Source organism: Streptomyces scabiei 87.22 (assembly GCF_000091305.1).
GTDB lineage: Bacteria > Actinomycetota > Actinomycetes > Streptomycetales > Streptomycetaceae > Streptomyces > Streptomyces scabiei.
On sequence record NC_013929.1, the window covers coordinates 1,867,567 to 1,884,725 of the forward strand.

General features: G+C 71.6%; 13 protein-coding genes. 3 read left to right on the plus strand and 10 right to left on the minus strand.

Going from position 1 to position 17,159, the window contains the following annotated elements; all coding sequences use genetic code 11:
- Window positions 1–5 precede the first annotated feature (5 nt).
- The 3 genes from frc (at window position 6) to SCAB_RS07840 (ending at window position 4,994) form a co-directional block, all read left to right on the plus strand.
- Window positions 6–1,256 carry a formyl-CoA transferase gene (gene frc, locus SCAB_RS07830; RefSeq protein WP_037722733.1) on the plus strand — a complete coding sequence of 417 codons (1,251 nt, stop codon included), beginning with the start codon at window positions 6–8 and terminating at the stop codon, window positions 1,254–1,256.
- A gap of 3 nt (window positions 1,257–1,259) precedes the next feature.
- A complete protein-coding gene (locus SCAB_RS07835) occupies window positions 1,260–3,392 on the plus strand; it encodes an acetate--CoA ligase family protein (RefSeq protein WP_012999520.1) in 2,133 nt (710 codons plus the stop codon).
- Between the two features lie 213 nt (window positions 3,393–3,605).
- Window positions 3,606–4,994 (plus strand): OFA family MFS transporter, encoded by a 1,389-nt coding sequence (locus SCAB_RS07840; RefSeq protein WP_012999521.1) that lies wholly within the window; start codon window positions 3,606–3,608, stop codon window positions 4,992–4,994.
- Between the two features lie 21 nt (window positions 4,995–5,015).
- On the opposite strand, the gene SCAB_RS44585 is transcribed toward SCAB_RS07840, so the two are convergent.
- From SCAB_RS44585 to SCAB_RS07895, 10 genes are all read right to left on the minus strand, one after another.
- Window positions 5,016–5,890 (minus strand): IS5 family transposase gene (locus tag SCAB_RS44585; RefSeq protein WP_231884914.1). Its coding sequence is split into 2 segments (ribosomal slippage): window positions 5,016–5,498 and window positions 5,501–5,890, totalling 873 coding nucleotides; the frame shifts between segments, so codons are not numbered across the junction.
- Window positions 5,891–6,014: 124 nt separating this feature from the next.
- Window positions 6,015–7,058: a sugar phosphate isomerase/epimerase family protein gene (locus tag SCAB_RS07855; RefSeq protein WP_012999524.1), complete on the minus strand. Its 1,044-nt coding sequence runs from the start codon at window positions 7,056–7,058 to the stop codon at window positions 6,015–6,017.
- A gap of 85 nt (window positions 7,059–7,143) precedes the next feature.
- Window positions 7,144–8,313 (minus strand): metabolite traffic protein EboE, encoded by a 1,170-nt coding sequence (gene eboE / locus SCAB_RS07860; protein WP_037722732.1) that lies wholly within the window; start codon window positions 8,311–8,313, stop codon window positions 7,144–7,146.
- 2 nt (window positions 8,314–8,315) lie between these two features.
- Window positions 8,316–9,164: a TatD family hydrolase gene (locus SCAB_RS07865; RefSeq protein WP_012999526.1), complete on the minus strand. Its 849-nt coding sequence runs from the start codon at window positions 9,162–9,164 to the stop codon at window positions 8,316–8,318.
- On the minus strand, window positions 9,164–9,829 hold the full coding sequence (locus tag SCAB_RS07870) for an EboA domain-containing protein (RefSeq protein WP_012999527.1): 666 nt from the start codon (window positions 9,827–9,829) through the stop codon (window positions 9,164–9,166). Before SCAB_RS07870 ends, SCAB_RS07865 begins: the two co-directional genes overlap by 1 nt.
- Window positions 9,826–10,725, minus strand: coding sequence for a sugar phosphate isomerase/epimerase family protein (locus SCAB_RS07875; protein ID WP_012999528.1), 900 nt, complete (start codon window positions 10,723–10,725; stop codon window positions 9,826–9,828). The genes SCAB_RS07870 and SCAB_RS07875 overlap by 4 nt, the downstream gene beginning before the upstream one ends.
- Window positions 10,722–11,882, minus strand: coding sequence for an inositol-3-phosphate synthase (locus SCAB_RS07880; RefSeq protein ID WP_041668952.1), 1,161 nt, complete (start codon window positions 11,880–11,882; stop codon window positions 10,722–10,724). Before SCAB_RS07880 ends, SCAB_RS07875 begins: the two co-directional genes overlap by 4 nt.
- A gap of 120 nt (window positions 11,883–12,002) precedes the next feature.
- Window positions 12,003–13,388 carry a ThuA domain-containing protein gene (locus tag SCAB_RS07885; protein ID WP_012999530.1) on the minus strand — a complete coding sequence of 462 codons (1,386 nt, stop codon included), beginning with the start codon at window positions 13,386–13,388 and terminating at the stop codon, window positions 12,003–12,005.
- Between the two features lie 9 nt (window positions 13,389–13,397).
- Window positions 13,398–15,896, minus strand: coding sequence for a PQQ-dependent sugar dehydrogenase (locus SCAB_RS07890; RefSeq protein WP_012999531.1), 2,499 nt, complete (start codon window positions 15,894–15,896; stop codon window positions 13,398–13,400).
- Between the two features lie 257 nt (window positions 15,897–16,153).
- Entirely contained in the window at window positions 16,154–17,158 is a 1,005-nt protein-coding gene (locus tag SCAB_RS07895) for a sugar phosphate isomerase/epimerase family protein (protein WP_012999532.1), read from the minus strand.
- Window position 17,159 lies beyond the last annotated feature (1 nt).

The following is a 17,159-nucleotide window of genomic DNA, read 5'->3' on the forward strand; positions in this document are numbered from 1 at the left end:
AACCGTTGACCGCGACGGCAGCAGCACCGACCAAGGCCCTCAGTGGCATCCGCGTCCTCGACATGACGCACGTCCAGTCCGGCCCGTCCGCCACCCAGCTGCTCGCCTGGCTCGGCGCGGACGTGGTGAAACTGGAGGCGCCGAGCGGGGACATCACACGCAAGCAGCTGCGGGACCTCCCGGACGTCGACTCCCTCTACTTCACGATGCTCAACTGCAACAAGCGCAGCATCACCCTCAACACCAAGACCCAGCGCGGCAAGGAGATCCTCACCGAGCTGATCCGGCGCTCCGACGTCATGGTCGAGAACTTCGGACCGGGCGCGGTCGACCGCATGGGCTTCACGTGGGACCGCATCCAGGAGATCAACCCCCGTATCGTCTACGCCTCCATCAAGGGGTTCGGGGACGGCCCGTACACCGGCTTCAAGGCGTACGAGGTCGTCGCGCAGGCCATGGGCGGGTCCATGGCCACCACGGGCTTCGAGGACGGGCCGCCGCTGGCGACGGGGGCCCAGATCGGGGACTCGGGCACGGGCGTCCACGCCGTGGCGGGGATCCTCGCCGCGCTGTACCAGCGGGAGAACACCGGGCGCGGCCAGCGGGTCAACGTGGCCATGCAGCACGCCGTCCTCAACCTGTGCCGGGTGAAGCTGAGGGACCAGCAGCGGCTCGCCCACGGGCCGCTGCGCGAATACCCCAACGAGGACTTCGGCGACGAGGTCCCCCGGTCCGGGAACGCCTCCGGCGGCGGCCAGCCCGGCTGGGCCGTGAAATGCGCGCCGGGCGGCCCGAACGACTACGTGTACGTCATCGTGCAGCCCGTCGGCTGGCAGCCGATGAGCGAGCTGATCGGTCGGCCCGAACTGGCCGAGGACCCCGAGTGGGCGACGCCGGAGGCCCGGCTGCCCAAGCTGGGCAAGATGTTCCAGCTGATCGAGGAGTGGTCCTCCACGCTCCCCAAGTGGGAGGTGCTGGAGCGGCTGAACGCGCACAACATCCCGTGCGGGCCGATCCTGTCCACCAAGGAGATCATCGAGGACGCGTCCCTGGTCTCCAACGAGATGGTGGTCACCGTGCCGCACCCCGAGCGCGGCGAGTTCGTGACCGTGGGCAGCCCGCTGAAGCTGTCCGACTCCCCGGTGGACGTGACCAGTTCACCCCTGCTCGGCGAGCACAACGAAGAGGTCTACGTCGGCGAGCTGGGGCTCGGCGACGAGGAGCTGCGCCTGCTCAAGTCGAACGGAGTGATCTGATTGATGGCCGAAGACCGGGTGCTGAAGGTGCGCGGGCTCCTCGACGCCGTACGGGCGGAGGGCCGGAGCGCGCTGACCGCCCCCGAGGGCAAGGTGATCGCCGACGCGTACGGGATCGCCGTCCCCGGCGAGGAGCTGGCGCGGGACGTCGACGAGGCGGTGTCGTTCGCGGCGCGCTTCGGCGGGCCGGTGGTGATGAAGATCGTCTCGCCGGACATCCTGCACAAGACCGACGCGGGCGGGGTGATCGTCGGGGTGGAGGGCGCGGCGGACGTACGGGCCGCGTTCCACACCATCGTCGACAACGCCCGCGCGTACGCGGCCGACGCCCGGATCGAGGGCGTCCAGGTCCAGGAGCTGCTGCCGAAGGGGCAGGAGGTCATCGTCGGCGCGGTGACGGACCCGACGTTCGGGAAGGTCGTCGCGTTCGGGCTCGGCGGGGTGCTGGTGGAGGTCCTCAAGGACGTGACGTTCCGGCTCGCGCCGGTCGACGCGGACGAGGCGCTGTCCATGCTGGACTCGATCCGCGCGGCGGAGATCCTGCGCGGGGTGCGGGGCGCTCCCGCCGTGGACCGGTGGGCCGTCGCGGAGCAGATCCGCCGGGTCTCCGAACTCGTCGCGGACTTCCCGGAGATCGCCGAGGTGGACCTCAACCCGGTGATCGCGACCCCCGAGGGCGCGGTCGCGGCGGACATCCGGATCATCCTCGCGGAGTCGGTGCCGAAGCCGCGGCGCAGGTACTCGCGCGAGGAGATCCTCACGTCGATGCGCCGGCTGATGCAGCCCTCGTCGGTGGCCGTGATCGGGGCCTCCAACGAGCAGGGCAAGATCGGCAACTCGGTGATGCGCAACCTCGTCGACGGCGGATTCGCCGGCGAGATCCACCCGGTGAACCCCAAGGCCGATGACATTCTGGGCCGCAAGGCGTACAAGAGTGTCACGGACGTTCCCGGTGAGGTGGATGTGGCGGTCTTCGCGATCCCCGCCAAGTTCGTGGCGTCGGCGCTGGAGGAGGTGGGCCGCAAGGGCGTCCCCAACGCCGTACTGATCCCGTCCGGTTTCGCGGAGACCGGCGAGCACGCGCTCCAGGACGAGATCGTGGCGATCGCCGAGCGGCACGGCATCCGGCTGCTCGGGCCGAACATCTACGGCTACTACTCGACGTGGCAGGACCTGTGTGCCACGTTCTGCACGCCGTACGACGTCAAGGGCGGGGTCGCCCTGACCTCGCAGTCCGGTGGCATCGGGATGGCCATCCTGGGCTTCGCGCGCGCCACGAAGACGGGGGTGTCGGCGATCGTCGGGCTCGGCAACAAGTCGGACCTGGACGAGGACGACCTGCTGACCTGGTTCGGCGAGGACCCCCGCACCGAGTGCATCGCGATGCACCTGGAGGACCTGAAGGACGGGCGGGCGTTCGTCGAGGCCGCGCGGGCGACCGTCCCGAAGAAGCCGGTGGTGGTCCTCAAGGCGGGCCGTACGGCGGCCGGGGCGAAGGCGGCGGGCTCGCACACGGGCGCGCTGGCGGGCGACGACGCGGTGTACGAGGACATCCTGAAGCAGGCCGGGGTCATCAGGGCACCGGGGCTGAACGAGATGCTGGAGTACGCGCGCGCGTTGCCGGTGCTCCCCGCCCCGCGCGGCGACAACGTCGTCATCATCACGGGGGCCGGCGGCAGCGGTGTCCTGCTGTCGGACGCGGTCACCGACAACGGGCTGACCCTGATGGAGATCCCGCCGGACCTGGACGCGTCCTTCCGGGCGTTCATCCCGCCGTTCGGGGCCGCGGGCAACCCGGTCGACATCACCGGCGGCGAGCCCCCCTCGACGTACGAGGCGACGATCAGGCTGGGCCTGGAGGACCCGCGCATCCACGCGCTCGTCCTCGGCTACTGGCACACCATCGTCACCCCGCCCATGGTGTTCGCCGAACTCACCGCGCGCGTGGTGGCCGAGTTCCGCGAGCGGGGCATCGAGAAGCCGGTCGTCGCGTCGCTCGCGGGCGACGTCGAGGTGGAGGAGGCGTGCCAGTACCTCTTCGAGCGCGGGGTCGTGGCGTACCCGTACACGACCGAGAAGCCGGTCGCCGTCCTCGGTGCGAAATATCGATGGGCGCGGGCTGCGGGGCTGCTGTGACGGGCGCGGGCTGCCCCGATCCGGCCGGGGGTCCGGGGGCTGCCCCCCGGGCACGACACAGCTCGATGGGCGCGGGCCGCCGGGCTGTTGGGGGGCGGCCGATGAGGTGATCGAGGAGGGGGCGGCCCTGTGCCGCCCCCGACCCCGAAAGCACGAAAGGTGTGGGACAGGGGGCGCTGGCCAGCTCTTTCGACACAAGGGGTGCAATCCGTCATGACTACCACCGACATCTCGACACCCGTCCCCTACAGGGAGGTGACGGACCGCAACGGCCGTGTGTATCGGCTCGGTGAGACCGATATCGACATCATGGGCCGTAGGCGCAAGTGGATGGTCATCCTGCCGTGGATCGGCATGATGGGTATCAGCTCGGCCGAGTACGCCTTCGCGTCGGCCGAGGACACGCTGCACATCGCACACAGCTGGAACGACGGGCACATCTTCTGGATGCTCGGTGTCTGGGTGTTCTTCCAGGCGGCCGTGGCCTTCCCGGCCGGAAAGCTCAGGGAGAGCGGCAGACTGCCCGCCCGCTGGGCGATGATGCTCGGCGCGCTCGGCACCCTGCTCGGATACCTGTCCCTCGCGTTCGCACCGCATGTGATCGTCGCGTACGTCGGGTTCGGCATGTTCAGCGGTATGGGCGCGGGCATGGTGTACGCGACCTGCGTGAACATGGTCGGCAAGTGGTATCCGGAGCGCAAGGGAGGCAAGACCGGCTTCGTCAACGGCGGTTTCGCCTACGGTTCCGTGCCGTTCGTCTTCCTCTTCACCAACTACATGGACCTGACGAACTTCCGCTGGGTCCTCGTCTCGGTCGGCCTCTTCCTGGCCACCACGGTGGCCGTGGCCGGCTACTTCTTCCGGGACCCGCCGAAGAACTGGTGGCCCGCCGACGTCGACCCGCTGCAGCCGCCGAACGACCCGCGGGCCCGCCGCGCACTGGCGATGAACCCGCCGGCCGTGCGGCAGTACACCCCCGGGGAGGCATGGCGGACCGGACGTGTCGCGCTGATGTGGTTCTGCCTGCTGTGCACCTCGGGCGTGAACATCTTCGGCATCGCCTTCCAGGTCGACATCGGCGAGGAGGCCGGTTTCGCCGGTGGCATCGTCGCGACGGCCATGTCGATGAAGGCCATCGTCAACGGCACCGGCCGGGGCGTGATCGGCTGGCTGTCCGACCGCTACGGACGCAAGCGCTGCCTGATCTTCGTGTGCATCGTCCTCGGCCTCTCGCAGTACGGGATCCTGTGGGCCGCCGACCTCAAGAACCTGCCGCTATTCCTGCTCTTCTCCAGCATCTCCGGGTTCGGCGGAGGCGCCATCTTCCCGATGTTCGCGGCGATGACGGCGGACTACTTCGGCGAGAACAACAACGCCTCCAACTACGGGCTGGTCTACAGCTCCAAGCTGGTGTCCGGCCTGCTCGGCGCCGGTATGGGCAAGGTCGTGGTGGACAACTGGGGCCACAACGGGGCCTTCACCCTGGCGGGCTCGATCTCCCTGTTCGCCGCGTTCATCGCCCTCTTCCTGACCCCACCGGGCCGGCCGAGGGCGAAGAGCCTGACGGCCAACCCGATGCCGATCAGCCGGGACACGGACTAGGGTGCGTTTTGAAAGTGCTGGTCATAGCCACTCGTTGATGGCTGCGACCAGCACCGTCGCTTCGTAGCGGACGGCGAGCTTGTCGTATCTCGTGGCGACCGCACGGTGCCGTTTCAGGCGATTGATTCCGCACTCCACTGCGTGGCGCTGCTTGTAGTCGTCCTTGTCGAACTTGGGCGGGCGGCCGCCGTGGGAACCGCGTTTCTTGCGGTTGGCAATCTGGTCGCGCTTCTCCGGGATCGTGCAGCGGATGCCACGTTTGCGCAGGTAGTCGCGGTTCGCGCGGGAGCCGTACGCCTTGTCGGCACGCACCTTGTCCGGCCGGGTGCGCGGGCGGCCCTGCCCGAGCCGGGGCACCCGGATACGGCCCAGGACCACCTGGAACTGCGGCGAGTCACCACGCTGTCCAGCCGTGATGACCAGCGCCATCGGCTTCTGGGCCTGCTCGACCGCCAGGTGCAGCTTGGTGGTCAGCCCACCCCGGGATCGTCCGAGCCCGTGGTCATCGGGCTCGATGAACACGCCACCTGGCGGCTCGATCTGCAGATCCCCTTTTTGCGGGCACCGGCCGCATGCTGGTGGGCGCGGGCGATGGTGGAGTCCACCGAGACGTCCCAGGTGATCAGCCCCTCGGCGTCGGCCCGGGCCTGCAGCTGCTCGAAGATGCGGTGCCAGGTGCCGTCCCGCTGCCAGCGCCGGAACAGACCGTAGACCGTCTCCCACGGGCCATACCGCTCGGGCACGTCCCGCCACGGAGCACCGGCGCGGGTGCGCCAGCGTATGCCGTCTATCAACTGCCGCTTGGTGTGCACCGGTGGCCGTCCGGGCTTCTTGCCGGCCGGGAGCAAGGGCTCCAGCTTCGCCCATTGTGCATTCGTCAGATCATGCCGTCCCACGAAGTGGATCTTGACACATCAAGATCCACTTCTGAAACGCACCCTAGGGCCGCACGGTGTTTCCGCCGACGCCCGGCTGGGATCTCCCAGCCGGGCGTCGGCGTTGCGTCCTCGTTCCCGGGCTCTACTCGCCGCTCTTCTCCCGCAGCGAGTGCAGGTGCTCGCTGGAGCGGCGGGCGAAGGTGAAGGACTCGGCGGGGTTGTCGTGCTCCGCCTGCCAGTGGTGGGCGCGTCGGGAACCCTTCAGATCGTTGACGGCCGAGATGAACTTCCGGTAGTCGATGTCTCCGTCGCCGACGTCCGTCATGCGGTACCCGTACGGGTTCGACGGGTCGCTCTCGCCGTCCTTGACGTGGAACAGCGGGTAGCGGTCCGGGCGGCGCACGACGTAGTCGAGCGGCTCGAAGGGCGCGGCGGTGCCGTCGGGCCGCTTGGAGAAACGGAACTGGGCCACGTACGCCCAGAAGATGTCCATCTCCAGGAAGACGAGGTCGGGGTCGGTCTCGCGGAGCAGTACGTCGTAGAGGCGCACCTTGGGGTCGTCGGTGGCGAAGGAGAACTCCTCGGAGTGGTTGTGCTGGTAGAACTTCAAGCCGCGTGCCCTGGCGGCCGCGCCGTAGGTGTTGAACTCGTGGGCGGCCCGCTTCACCGCGTCGACGGTCGTGCCGTAGCGGAAGGGGCCGGCGGCGGTGCCGATGTGCTTCAGGCCGAGGGCCTGGGCGTCGTCGAGGACCTTGGTGAGGTTCTGGGCGAAGGTGTACGCGTTCGGGTCGCTCGCGTAGTAGCCGACGTGGCTGCCGATCGGGTCCAGGCCGTGGTCGCGGGCCAGCCGCTTCAGCTGTTTGAGGGTGATGGGGCCCGCCGAGCCCTGGGTGTAGCCGGCGAACTCGACCTCGTCGTAGCCGTACTTCTCCAGCTCGGCGAAGACGGGGGCGAAGCCGAGGGTGGAGACCTTGTCGCGGAGGCTGTAGAGCTGGATGCCGAGACGGCCGGGCGGGAGGACGGGGCGGCCCTGGCCCGCGGTGGCCGTCCCGGTGCCAGCGGCGGCCTGGGCGGGGGCGGCGGCGCCCAGCAGGGCGGCGACGGTGGCACCCGCGGCGACACCGAGCATGCCTCGTCTGCTGAGGCGGTGGGTGAGTTCGGGATCGGGCTGGGAGATGCGGCTCATGCGGGGACTCCTTCGTTGGGCGGGCGTCGTCCGTGGTGAGTGCTTCACCTGGGACGCGTCGGGATCTGTCGGTCCTGGTGGAGGCTCATGGCAGCTCCTTGAGGCCGAGGTCCGTCAACAGGTCGCGGGCGAGGGCGAGTTCGGCGGCGATGCCGTCGGCGAGCTGGGCGCGGGTGGTGGGGCGCAGCTGCGGTGGCAGCGCCTGCCAGGTGTACGTCTCGACCTCCAGATGGCGGGTGAGGGGGTGGGGGCCGCCGACGAGACGGGTGAGGGCGGCCTTGAGGACCGGGAGGGTGGAGGTGAGGGGTGCGGCGGGGGCCGCGTGGAGCGGGACGTGGAAGTGGGCGCGCCAGGGGGAGGCGTCGGGCAGGGTGTCGCCCCGCAGTGCCTCGCCGAGGTCGTCGGTGCCACGCAGGCCGGCGGCGGTGGAGGTGCGGGTCTGGTGCAGGAAGCGGGGCTCGTCGAAGGCGGCGAGGGCTTCGCGGACCTCGGGCAGGTGCGGATGCTCGGCGTGCAGGGCGGCGGAGAGCTGGGACTTGACGACGGGGACACCGGCCCGGGTGAGCGCGTCCAGGGCGGTGTGCGGGTCCTCGAAGGAGGTGGCGAGGTGGCAGGTGTCGACGCAGATGCCGATGCGGTCGTGGCCGATGTCGCTCAGCGGGCCGATGGCGTCGGCGGTGGTCTCCACGGTGCAGCCCGGTTCGGGTTCCAGGCCGATCCGGAGGGAGCGGCCGGTCAGCTCGGCCACGGCGTCGAGGCGTTCGGCGAGGGTGCGCAGGGCCGCCCGGGCACGGGCGGCGTGGCTGTCGTCGGCGGCGGTGCGCCAGGCCAGGGGGAGGGTGGAGACGGTGCCCTCGGTCACGTCGTCGGGGAGCAGCCGGGCGAGGACGCGGGCGAGGGAGGTGGTGTGGTCGAGGCGCTCGGGGTCGGCCCAGTCGGGCCGGTACACGCGGTACTTGACCTCCTCGGCGCCGAAGCCCTCGTAGGGGAAGCCGTTGAGGGTGACGACCTCCAGGCCGCGCCGGTCGAGTTCGGCGCGCAGGCCGCGCAGGGCGGCCGGGTCGGTCACCAGGGCCGCGGCCGCGTCCCTGGCCAGCCACAGGCCGATGCCGAGGCGGTCGCGGCCGAGACGGCGGCGTACGGGCTCGCAGTGGTCGCGGAGTTGGGCGAGGACGCCGTCGAGGGTCTCGGCCGGGTGCACGTTGGTGCAGTAGGCGAGGTGGACGGTGGAGCCGTCGGGGTGGCGGAAGCGCACGGTCACTCACCGCCGCGCAGGATGCTGTTGCCCTCGTGCGTGGGGTCCGTGGCGGTGACATCGAGGACGAGGCGCCCGCTGAGCCCGTAGAAGGCGACGGGGTTGCGCCACAGCACGAGGTCGACGGCGTCCTCGTCGAACCCGGCGGCCAGGAGGGCGTCGGCGACCCGCCGCGTCTTCAGGGGGTCGCTTCTGCCCCAGTCGGCGGCGGAGTCGACCAGCACCCTCTCCGGGCCGAACTCCTTGAGGACGGCGACCATGCGCTCCTCGTCCATCTTGGTGTCCGGGTAGACGGAGAAACCGAGCCAGGCGCCGCTGTCCCTGGCCTCCTTGACGGTGGTCTCGTTGAGGTGGTCCAGCAGCATCCGGTCGACGGGCAGGGCGGAGGCCCGTACGGCGTCGAGGGTCCGGCGCAGGCCGGCGAGTTTGTCCCGGTGCGGGGTGTGGACGAGGGCGGGCAGTCCGTGGTCGGCGGCCAGCTGCAGCTGGTGTTCGAGGGCGTGGTCCTCGGCCGGGGTCATGGAGTCGTAGCCGATCTCGCCGACCGCGACGACCCCGTCCTTGAGCAGGTAGCGGGGCAGCAGGTCCAGCACGGGAGTGCAGCGCGGGTCGTTCGCCTCCTTGGGGTTGAGGGCGAGCGCGCAGTGGTGGGCGATGCCGTACTGGGCGGCGCGGAAGGGCTCCCAGCCCAGCAGGGAGTCGAAGTAGTCCACGAAGGAGTCGGGCGAGGTGCGGGGTTGTCCCAGCCAGAAGGCCGGCTCCAGAACCGCGCGGACGCCCGCCTCGTGCATCGCCTCGTAGTCGTCGGTGGTGCGTGACGTCATGTGGATGTGGGGGTCGAAGATGCGCATCAGGACTCCTTGCCGGGAAGGCCGTGGCTGCCGTCGCGGTGGGGCGCGGCGGCCGGTGGGGGCGCGGTCAGGGCCAGGACGCGGTGCAGGTCCTCGGGTACGGGGCGGCCCGCGGCGGTGCGTTCCTCGGCGAAGGCGCGGACCATGCGGGCGAGTTCGGTGTCGCCGCGGGCACGGCCGGTCAGGTCGGCGACCTCGTCGACGCGCACTGCGGTGAACAGGCACTTGAGGACGGCGTGCCGCCAGGGGTGCGGGGCCAGATGGCGGGCGCCGTACGGGCCCAGGGCGGCGGCGAGGAGGCGGGTGTCGTTGGTGCGCAGCGCGTCCTCGACGAGGGGCAGCGCCTCGGGGCCGGGCACGAGGTGGGGCAGCGCGTGCAGCACCGCCCGGCGTTCGTCGGCGGTGCCCTGGCGGTAGACCCGGGTGAGCGCGTCGGCGTCGGCGCGGGCCGCGTGCAGGATCAGGACGCGGACGGCGTCGGCGTGTTCGGTGCCGCAGCGCCGGCCCGCCTCGGCGAGCCGCAGCTCCCAGACGGCGAGGGGGCCGTGGGTGCCCGGATGCTCGGCGGCCTCGTCCAGCGCCCGCGCCAGCCAGGTGCGGGCGGCCTGCGGGAGGCGGGTGTCCAGGTGCCGGTGCAGGTCGGCCGGGGTCCGGTGGTGGGTCACGAGGGGCTCCCGGGACGGTCGGTGCGGGTCGTGCCGTGGCGGCGGCCGAGGGACCGTTCGAGGAACGCGAGGGACTGCTCGGCGAAGTGGGGGCCGGCGTGGGAGTGGCGGGGCAGTTCGACGACGGTCAGGGCTCGGTAGCCGACGGCGGCCAGGGCCGCGAGGACGGGCGGGAAGTCGATCTCGCCCTCGCCGAGGGGCAGGTGTTCGTGGACGCCGCGGCGCATGTCCTCGATCTGGACGTGGCGGAGCCAGGGCGCGGCGGCGCGGACACAGTCGGCGGGAGGGAGGGGTTCGAGGCACTGGCAGTGGCCGATGTCGAGGGTCAGGCCGAGGGCGGCGGGGCTGTCCAGGGCCTCGCGCAGGCGGTGGAAGTCCGCGAGCGTGGCGAGGAGATGGCCGGGTTCGGGCTCGATGGCGAGGGGGACGCCGGCGGCGGTGGCCGCGTCGAGGACGGGGGCGAGCGCGTCGGGCAGCCGCTTCCAGGCGGTGTCCTCGTCCGTGCCGGGCGGGGTGACTCCGCTGAAGCAGTGCACGGCGTGGGCGCCGAGGTCGGCGGCGACCCGTACGGCACGGAGCAGCAGGTCGGTGCGGCGGGCGCGGTCGTCGGGGTCGGCGTCCAGCAGCGTCGGGCCGTGTTTGCGGCGGGGGTCGAGCACATAGCGGGCGCCGGTCTCCACGGTGACGGTCAGGCCGAGGGCGTCCAGCCTGCGGGCGAGGCGGCGGATGCGGGCGGCGAGGCCGGGGGCGAGCGGGTCGAGGTGCATGTGGTCGAGCGTGAGTCCGACGCCGTCGTAGCCGAGGTCGGCGAGGAGGGCGAGGGCGTCGTCGAGCCGGAGGTCGGCGAGGCCGTTGGTGCCGTAGCCGAAGGACAGGGGGATCTCGTGCCGGCTCATCGCGTCTCCCCGCGCGGCTCTGCCGCACGCCCCGGTGCCGTCCGCAGGCGCTGCGCGAACCCCGCCAGGGCCGCGTACTGCTCCCCCAGTGCCGTCGGGGCCTCCCCCACCGGGTCCTTGAAGTAGAAGCCCAGCTCGGCCAGGGGCCCGCTGAGGCCCGCCCGGTGGGCGGCTGCCAGGAGGCGGGCGAGGTCCAGGACCAGGGGGGCGGCGAGCGCGGAGTCACAGCCCTGCCAGGTGGTCTGGAGGACCATGCGGGTGCCGAGGAAGCCGTCGAAGGCGATGTGGTCCCAGGCGGTCTTCCAGTCGCCGAGGGCGGGGACGTCGTCGATGTGGGTCCGGCCCTCGGGGGTGGCGCCGAGGCTGTCGGTCAGGACGCGTTCCTTGCCGGCGTTCTTCGCGGCCGCGGCGGCCGGGTCGGCGAGGGCGGCGCCGTCGCCCCCGCCGAGGAGGTTGGTGCCGGACCAGGCCCGGACGGCCAGGGCCCGATGGGCGAACATCGGGCCGAGGACGGACCGCAGCAGGGTCTGGCCGGTCTTGCCGTCGCGGCCGGCGTGCGGGAGGCCGCAGGAGTCGGCGAGGGGGGCGAGCACCGGGTGGTGGAGGCCGGTGGAGGGGGTGAAGTTGACGTAGGGGCAGCCCGCGCGGAGGGCGGCCGCGGCGTAGAGGGAGCTGGGCGGCAGGGCGGGGCCGGTGGGCGCGGATTCCGTGGAGGCGACGTTCACCACCACGGCCCGGGTCAGCCTCCGGCGTCGTACGAAGTCCTGGATGTCGGCGGCGTGGGAGGCGATCAGCTCGTCGGGGGTCCGGGTGTCGCCCGGGAGAGGTCCGCCGGGACGGATCTCGCCGTCGGCGGCGGCCAGTTCCGCTGCGACGGCCGCGGGCAGGCCGTGCGGCAGGACGCCGCCGGCCGCCAGGGCCTCGGCCCGTTTGGGCAGGGGGCAGTCGACGGTGTCGTGGCCGCCGAAGACGAGGGCGGTGAGCGGGGGGAGGCCCGCGTCGGCGAAGAGAGCGGTCTCGGTGACCATGCCCGTCGGGGCGTGCAGGCCCGCGGTGACGGCCGCGCAGCCCGCGACGACGGTGGTGGCGACGGAACCCCGTGCCCCGATCAGCCAGACGCCGACGCTCGGTGGGGTGACGGACACGGACGCGGACATGGGCAGCCTCCTCGTCGGGCCAGGGGTGGGAAGGGCCGGGAACCCTCCGTGGGAGTGGAGGGAGGGGGAAGGGCGGGCGAGACGGCGGGCGGGGGTCCGGCGTCCCCCGCCCGCCGTCGCTCAGTCGCCCGGCGGCGCGTCCGCCCGGCCGGCGGCCCGTGCGGGCAGTTCCTTGATCCGGATGTCACGGAAGGACACCCGGTCGCCGGCCCCGTGGTTCTGGATGCCGAGGTGGCCGTCGCGCAGGCTCCGTACCGGATCGCGGTTGGTGAACTGGTTGATCCGCACGCCGTTGAGATAGACGCGCAGGCGCTCGCCCTCCACGCGGATCTCGTACGTGTTCCACTCCCCCGGCGGGTTCAGGGCGCGGTCGCGCTTCCTGAGGTCGGCGGAGCGGAAGCCGTAGACGGACCCGGTGGTTCTCTCGGGCACGTCGGTGGCGTCGATCTGGATCTCGTAGCCGTTGTTCACCGCGGACCAGGGGTCGTCCGAGGGCGGGAAGCCCACGAACACCCCGGAGTTGTCGTCGCCCGAGGCGCCGGACATCCTCCAGTCCAGCTTCAGGGAGTACGAACCGAAGCTGCGGCCGGCGTACCAGAGCATCCCCATCCCGCCGGACGAGGTGATCGAGCCGTCGCCGGACAGGGTGAACGAGCCCGGTCCCGCCTGGCGCCAGCCGTCCAGGGACGTTCCGTCGAACAGCGGCCGGTAGCCGTTCTCCGGACGGCAGTCGGCCCGGACCTCGCCGATCGCCCACCGGATGCCGCCGAGCAGATGCTGCCGGAAGGCGGGTTCGGCGAAGGACTCCTTGGTGTGGCCGCCGCCGGTGTAGAAGGAGCGGCCCCCTTCGTACTCCTGGCACCAGGCGATGGGATGGTCGCCGTTCATGGTGCCGCCGCTGTACGAGGACTCGTCGAGCGAGGCGAGGACGTGGGCCCGGTCCCGTGGATTGGAGCGGTAGTTGTACCACTCGTCCGTGCGGTTCCAGGTGGCGCCCAGCCCGGCGGTGGCCGGGTGGGCGTGGTCCTCGACCTCGACCGTCGCGGGCTGGATCGCGGGGTGTCCCTGGAAGTACGCGCCCGCGAGTCCGCCGTAGAAGGCCCAGTCGTACTCGGTGTCGGCGGCCGCGTGGACCCCCACATAGGCGCCACCGCGTTCGATGTACCGCTCGAACGCGGACTGCTGGGCCGGGTCGAGGACGTCGCCCGTCGTCGAGAGGAACACCACGGCGTCGTAGCGCCGCAGGTTGCGCTTGGTGAAGGCGCCGGCGTCCTCCGTGGCGTCGACCGCGAAGCCGTGGGCCGCGCCCAGTTCCCGTACGGCCGTCACCCCCGCGGGGATCGAGTCGTGCCGGAAGCCGGCGGTCTTGGAGAAGACCAGGACGCGGCGTTCGTCCTCCTGGCCGCGGGAGCGGTCCGCCTCATCGGACACGGCCGGTCCCGCCACGCCTGCGATCAGCAGGGCCGCGCCGGCCAGCGCGGCCGGCAGTCGTCGGTTCCTCTGCATGGCGCCCCCTCACCGCTTCGTGAAGGTGAAGTCGTCCACGTCGAACAGGCCGCCGGCGGAGCCGCCCTTGAACACCAGGTAGAGCGTGGTGCTGCCGCGCGGGCCCTTGGACAGGTCGGCCGTGACGTCCTTGAAGCTGTCCCAGCCGCCGGTCACCGGCACGGTGGCGCTGCCGAGGAGAGGACCGGTCGGTGATCCGGCACGGACCTCCAGCGTGCCGCCGGTGCCCCCGGAGGAGATCCGCGCGGTGAGCTTGGTGACGTCGGACAGGACGTACGGCTCGAAGGAGATCCAGTCGCCGTCGTCGATGTTCCCGACGGTCTTGCCGCCGTGGGCCGTGTCCTTGGACTGGACGGCGATGCCGGAGGAGTCGTTGTAGTGCTCGGCCTGGCGGTGGGTGGGCTGGACGACGTGCCGGTCGTGGGTGGTGAGCGGCTCCTGGCCGCCGCCTCCGCCGTCGGTGTACTCGGCGTCGAACACCCCGAAGATGTTGGCGTTCTCGTCGTGGCCGCCGTCGGCGCTGGTCTTGATGGTGCCGGTGCAGCCGTTGGCGGAGGTCACCGGGTGGCCGTGGCTGTCGTGGCCGAGGACGAAGGTGACCTTGACCTTGGCGCAGTCGATGGGGGTGCCGTCCTCCTTGTCGCGCACCCGCACCTTGAACGGGACGGCGTCACCGAACGAGAACAGCTGACCGTCCTCGGGCAGGCGCAGCTCGACCTCGGGCGCGGTGTTGCCGACCACGATGCGTACGCTCGCGCTGCCGGTGCGGCCGGTGGAGTCCTTGGCGGTCAGGGTCGCCGTGTAGGTGCCGTTCGTCCGGTAGGTGTACCGGGGATTGGCGGCCGTGGAGGTGCCGCCGTCGCCGAAGTCCCAGCGGTAGGTGAGGGCGTCGCCGTCCTGGTCGGTGGTGCCCTCGGAGGAGAAGCGGACCCGCAGTCGCGCCTGGCCGGAGGTGCGGTCCGCTGCGGCGGCGGCTACCGGGGAGTGGCCGTCGGTGGCGTTCTCGATGCGGTACAGGGCCGAGTGCTCGTCGCCGCCGAACCAGGAGATGCCGTAGTCGAGGACGTAGAGCGCGCCGTCCGGGCCGAAGGCCATGTCCATGATCTGAGTGCCGGTCCACGGGACGTTGCTGATCGACTGCACGGTGCCGTCGGCGTCGCTGCTGATCCGCTTGATCCAGCGGCGGCCGAACTCACCGGCGAAGAAGTCGCCGTCGTAGGCCGCGGGGAACTTCACCGGGGAGTCGAGCGAGGCGTCGTAGTGGTAGACCGGTCCGCCCATGGGCGATTCCGAGCCGTCGCCGAACTCCGGGACGCTGGCCCCGTTGTAGGGGATCCAGGCGGGCTCGGCGGGGGGCAGGTCGGTCAGGCCGGTGTTGTTCGGCGAGGTGTTCTTCGGGGCCGAACAGTCGAAGGCCGCGCCCGAGGTGCGGGTGGCGAAGTCGTAGTCGACATAGGCGTCGTTCTTGCCGGTGCAGTACGGCCAGCCGAAGTTGCCCGGCTCGGTGACGCGGGCGAACTCGACCTGGCCGGCCGGGCCGCGCGCGGGGTTGGCGGCGCCCGCGTCGGGGCCGTACTCGCCGACGTAGAGGACGCCGGTCTTCTTGTCGACGCTGAAGCGGAACGGGTTGCGGAAGCCCATCGCGTAGATCTCGGGGCGGGTCTTCGCCGTGCCCGGCGCGAAGAGGTTGCCGTCGGGGACGGTGTAGGAGCCGTCGGCGCCGACCTTGATGCGCAGGATCTTGCCGCGCAGGTCGTTGGTGTTGCCGGAGGTGCGCTGGGCGTCGAAGGCCGGGTTGCGGTTGGCGCGCTCGTCGATGGGGGTGAAGCCGTCCGACTGGAACGGGTTGCTGTCGTCGCCCGTCGACAGGTACAGGTTGCCGGCCGCGTCGAAGTCGATGTCGCCGCCGACGTGGCAGCAGATGCCCCGGGAGGCGGGGACGTCGAGGACCTTCTTCTCGCTGGCCTTGTCGAGGGTGCCGTCGGTCTTCAGGACGAAGCGGGAGAGCCGGTTGACGCCGTCGAAGGGCGCGAAGTCGGCGGCGGTGCCGGTCTCGGGGGCGTCACCGGCCGGGGTGTTCAACGGGGGCGCGTAGTAGAGGTAGATGAAACGGTTGTCGGCGAAGCCCGGGTCGACGCCGATGCCCTGGAGGCCCTCCTCGTCGTGGCTGTACACGTCGAGCTTGCCGGCGAGCCTGGTGTTGCCCGCCGCGTCGGTCAGCCGCAGTTCGCCGTCGCGCGAGGTGTGCAGGACCGAGCGGTCGGGGAGGACGGCGAGCGACATGGGCTCGCCGACCTCCGGTTCGCCCTTGGCGAGGGTGACCTGCTGGAAGTCCTCGGCGGCGGCCTTCGGTGCGGCACCGGCCGCGCCCGCCGAGGGCGCGGTGAGCGAGAGCGAGGCGCCCGCGAGCAGCAGAGCGCTCAGCAGGGCGACCGGTCCGCGCAGACCGCGGCGTCCTAAGGTGCGGGTGGCGCCGGTGGGGTGTCTGTTGTCGTCGTACGGGTGCACGAAATGCCTCCAGAGTGGGGCTGGTCGTACGGAGGTGTACGGGTGTGTGCGGTACGCCGGGGTGCGCCGTCACCCCGGAGGACGGGAGGGCGCTAGGGTCCTTCTGACGGATCTCCGTGGGAGAAGGAGCGGCGTTCGGTGCGTGCTCTCGGCGTGCCGGGCGGAAGACCTCGTACTGGACGTACTTGGGCTTTCGCCCGGTGCGGCGAGAGGGCGTGCCGGGCGTCGCGACGCCGCGGAGATCCGTCAGAAGGGCCCTAGTCGTTGCCGCCGAACGCCGCGTCGAACGAGGCCGTCGGGGGTTCGAAGTCGAACGCCTTGAGGTGGGTCAGTGCCTCCGGGGCGCCCTGGAGCCGGTCCATGCCGGCGTCCTCCCACTCCACGGAGACCGGGCCCCGGTAGTCGATCGAGCGGAGCATCCGGAAGACGTCCTCCCAGGGGACGTCGCCGTGGCCGGCCGACACGAAGTCCCAGCCGCGCCGGGGGTCGCCCCAGGGCAGGTGCGAGCCGAGGCGGCCGTTGCGGCCGTCGAGGCGCTTGCGGGCCTCCTTGCAGTCCACGTGGTAGATCCGGTCGCGGAAGTCCCACAGGAAGCCGACCGGGTCGAGGTCCTGCCACACGAAGTGCGAGGGGTCGAAGTTCAGCCCGAACGCCGGACGGCGGTCGACGGCCTCCAGGGCGCGCTGGGTCGTCCAGTAGTCGTAGGCGATCTCGCTGGGGTGGACCTCGTGGGCGAACCGCACGCCCTGGGCGTCGAAGACGTCGAGGATGGGGTTCCAGCGCGTGGCGAAGTCCTCGTAGCCGCGCTCGATCATCGACTCGGGGGCGGGCGGGAACATGGCGACCAGGTGCCAGATGGCCGAGCCGGTGAACCCGATGACGGTGTCGACGCCGAAGGCGGCCGCCGCCCGCGCGGTGTCGGCCATCTCGGCGGCCGCCCGCTGCCGTACGCCCTCGGGCTCGCCGTCGCCCCAGATGCGGCCGGGCAGGATGGCGCGGTGGCGTTCGTCGATGATGGCGTCGCACACGGCCTGGCCCACGAGGTGGTTGGAGACGGCCCAGCACTTCAGGCCGTACTTCTCCAGGAGCTGGTGCCGGGAGTTCAGGTACGACGGGTCGGCGAGTGCCTTGTCTACTTCGAAGTGGTCGCCCCAGCAGGCGAGTTCGAGGCCGTCGTAGCCGAAGTCGCGGGCGAGGCGGCAGACCTCTTCGAGGGGCAGGTCGGCCCACTGGCCGGTGAAGAGCGTGAAGTCGCGGGGCATG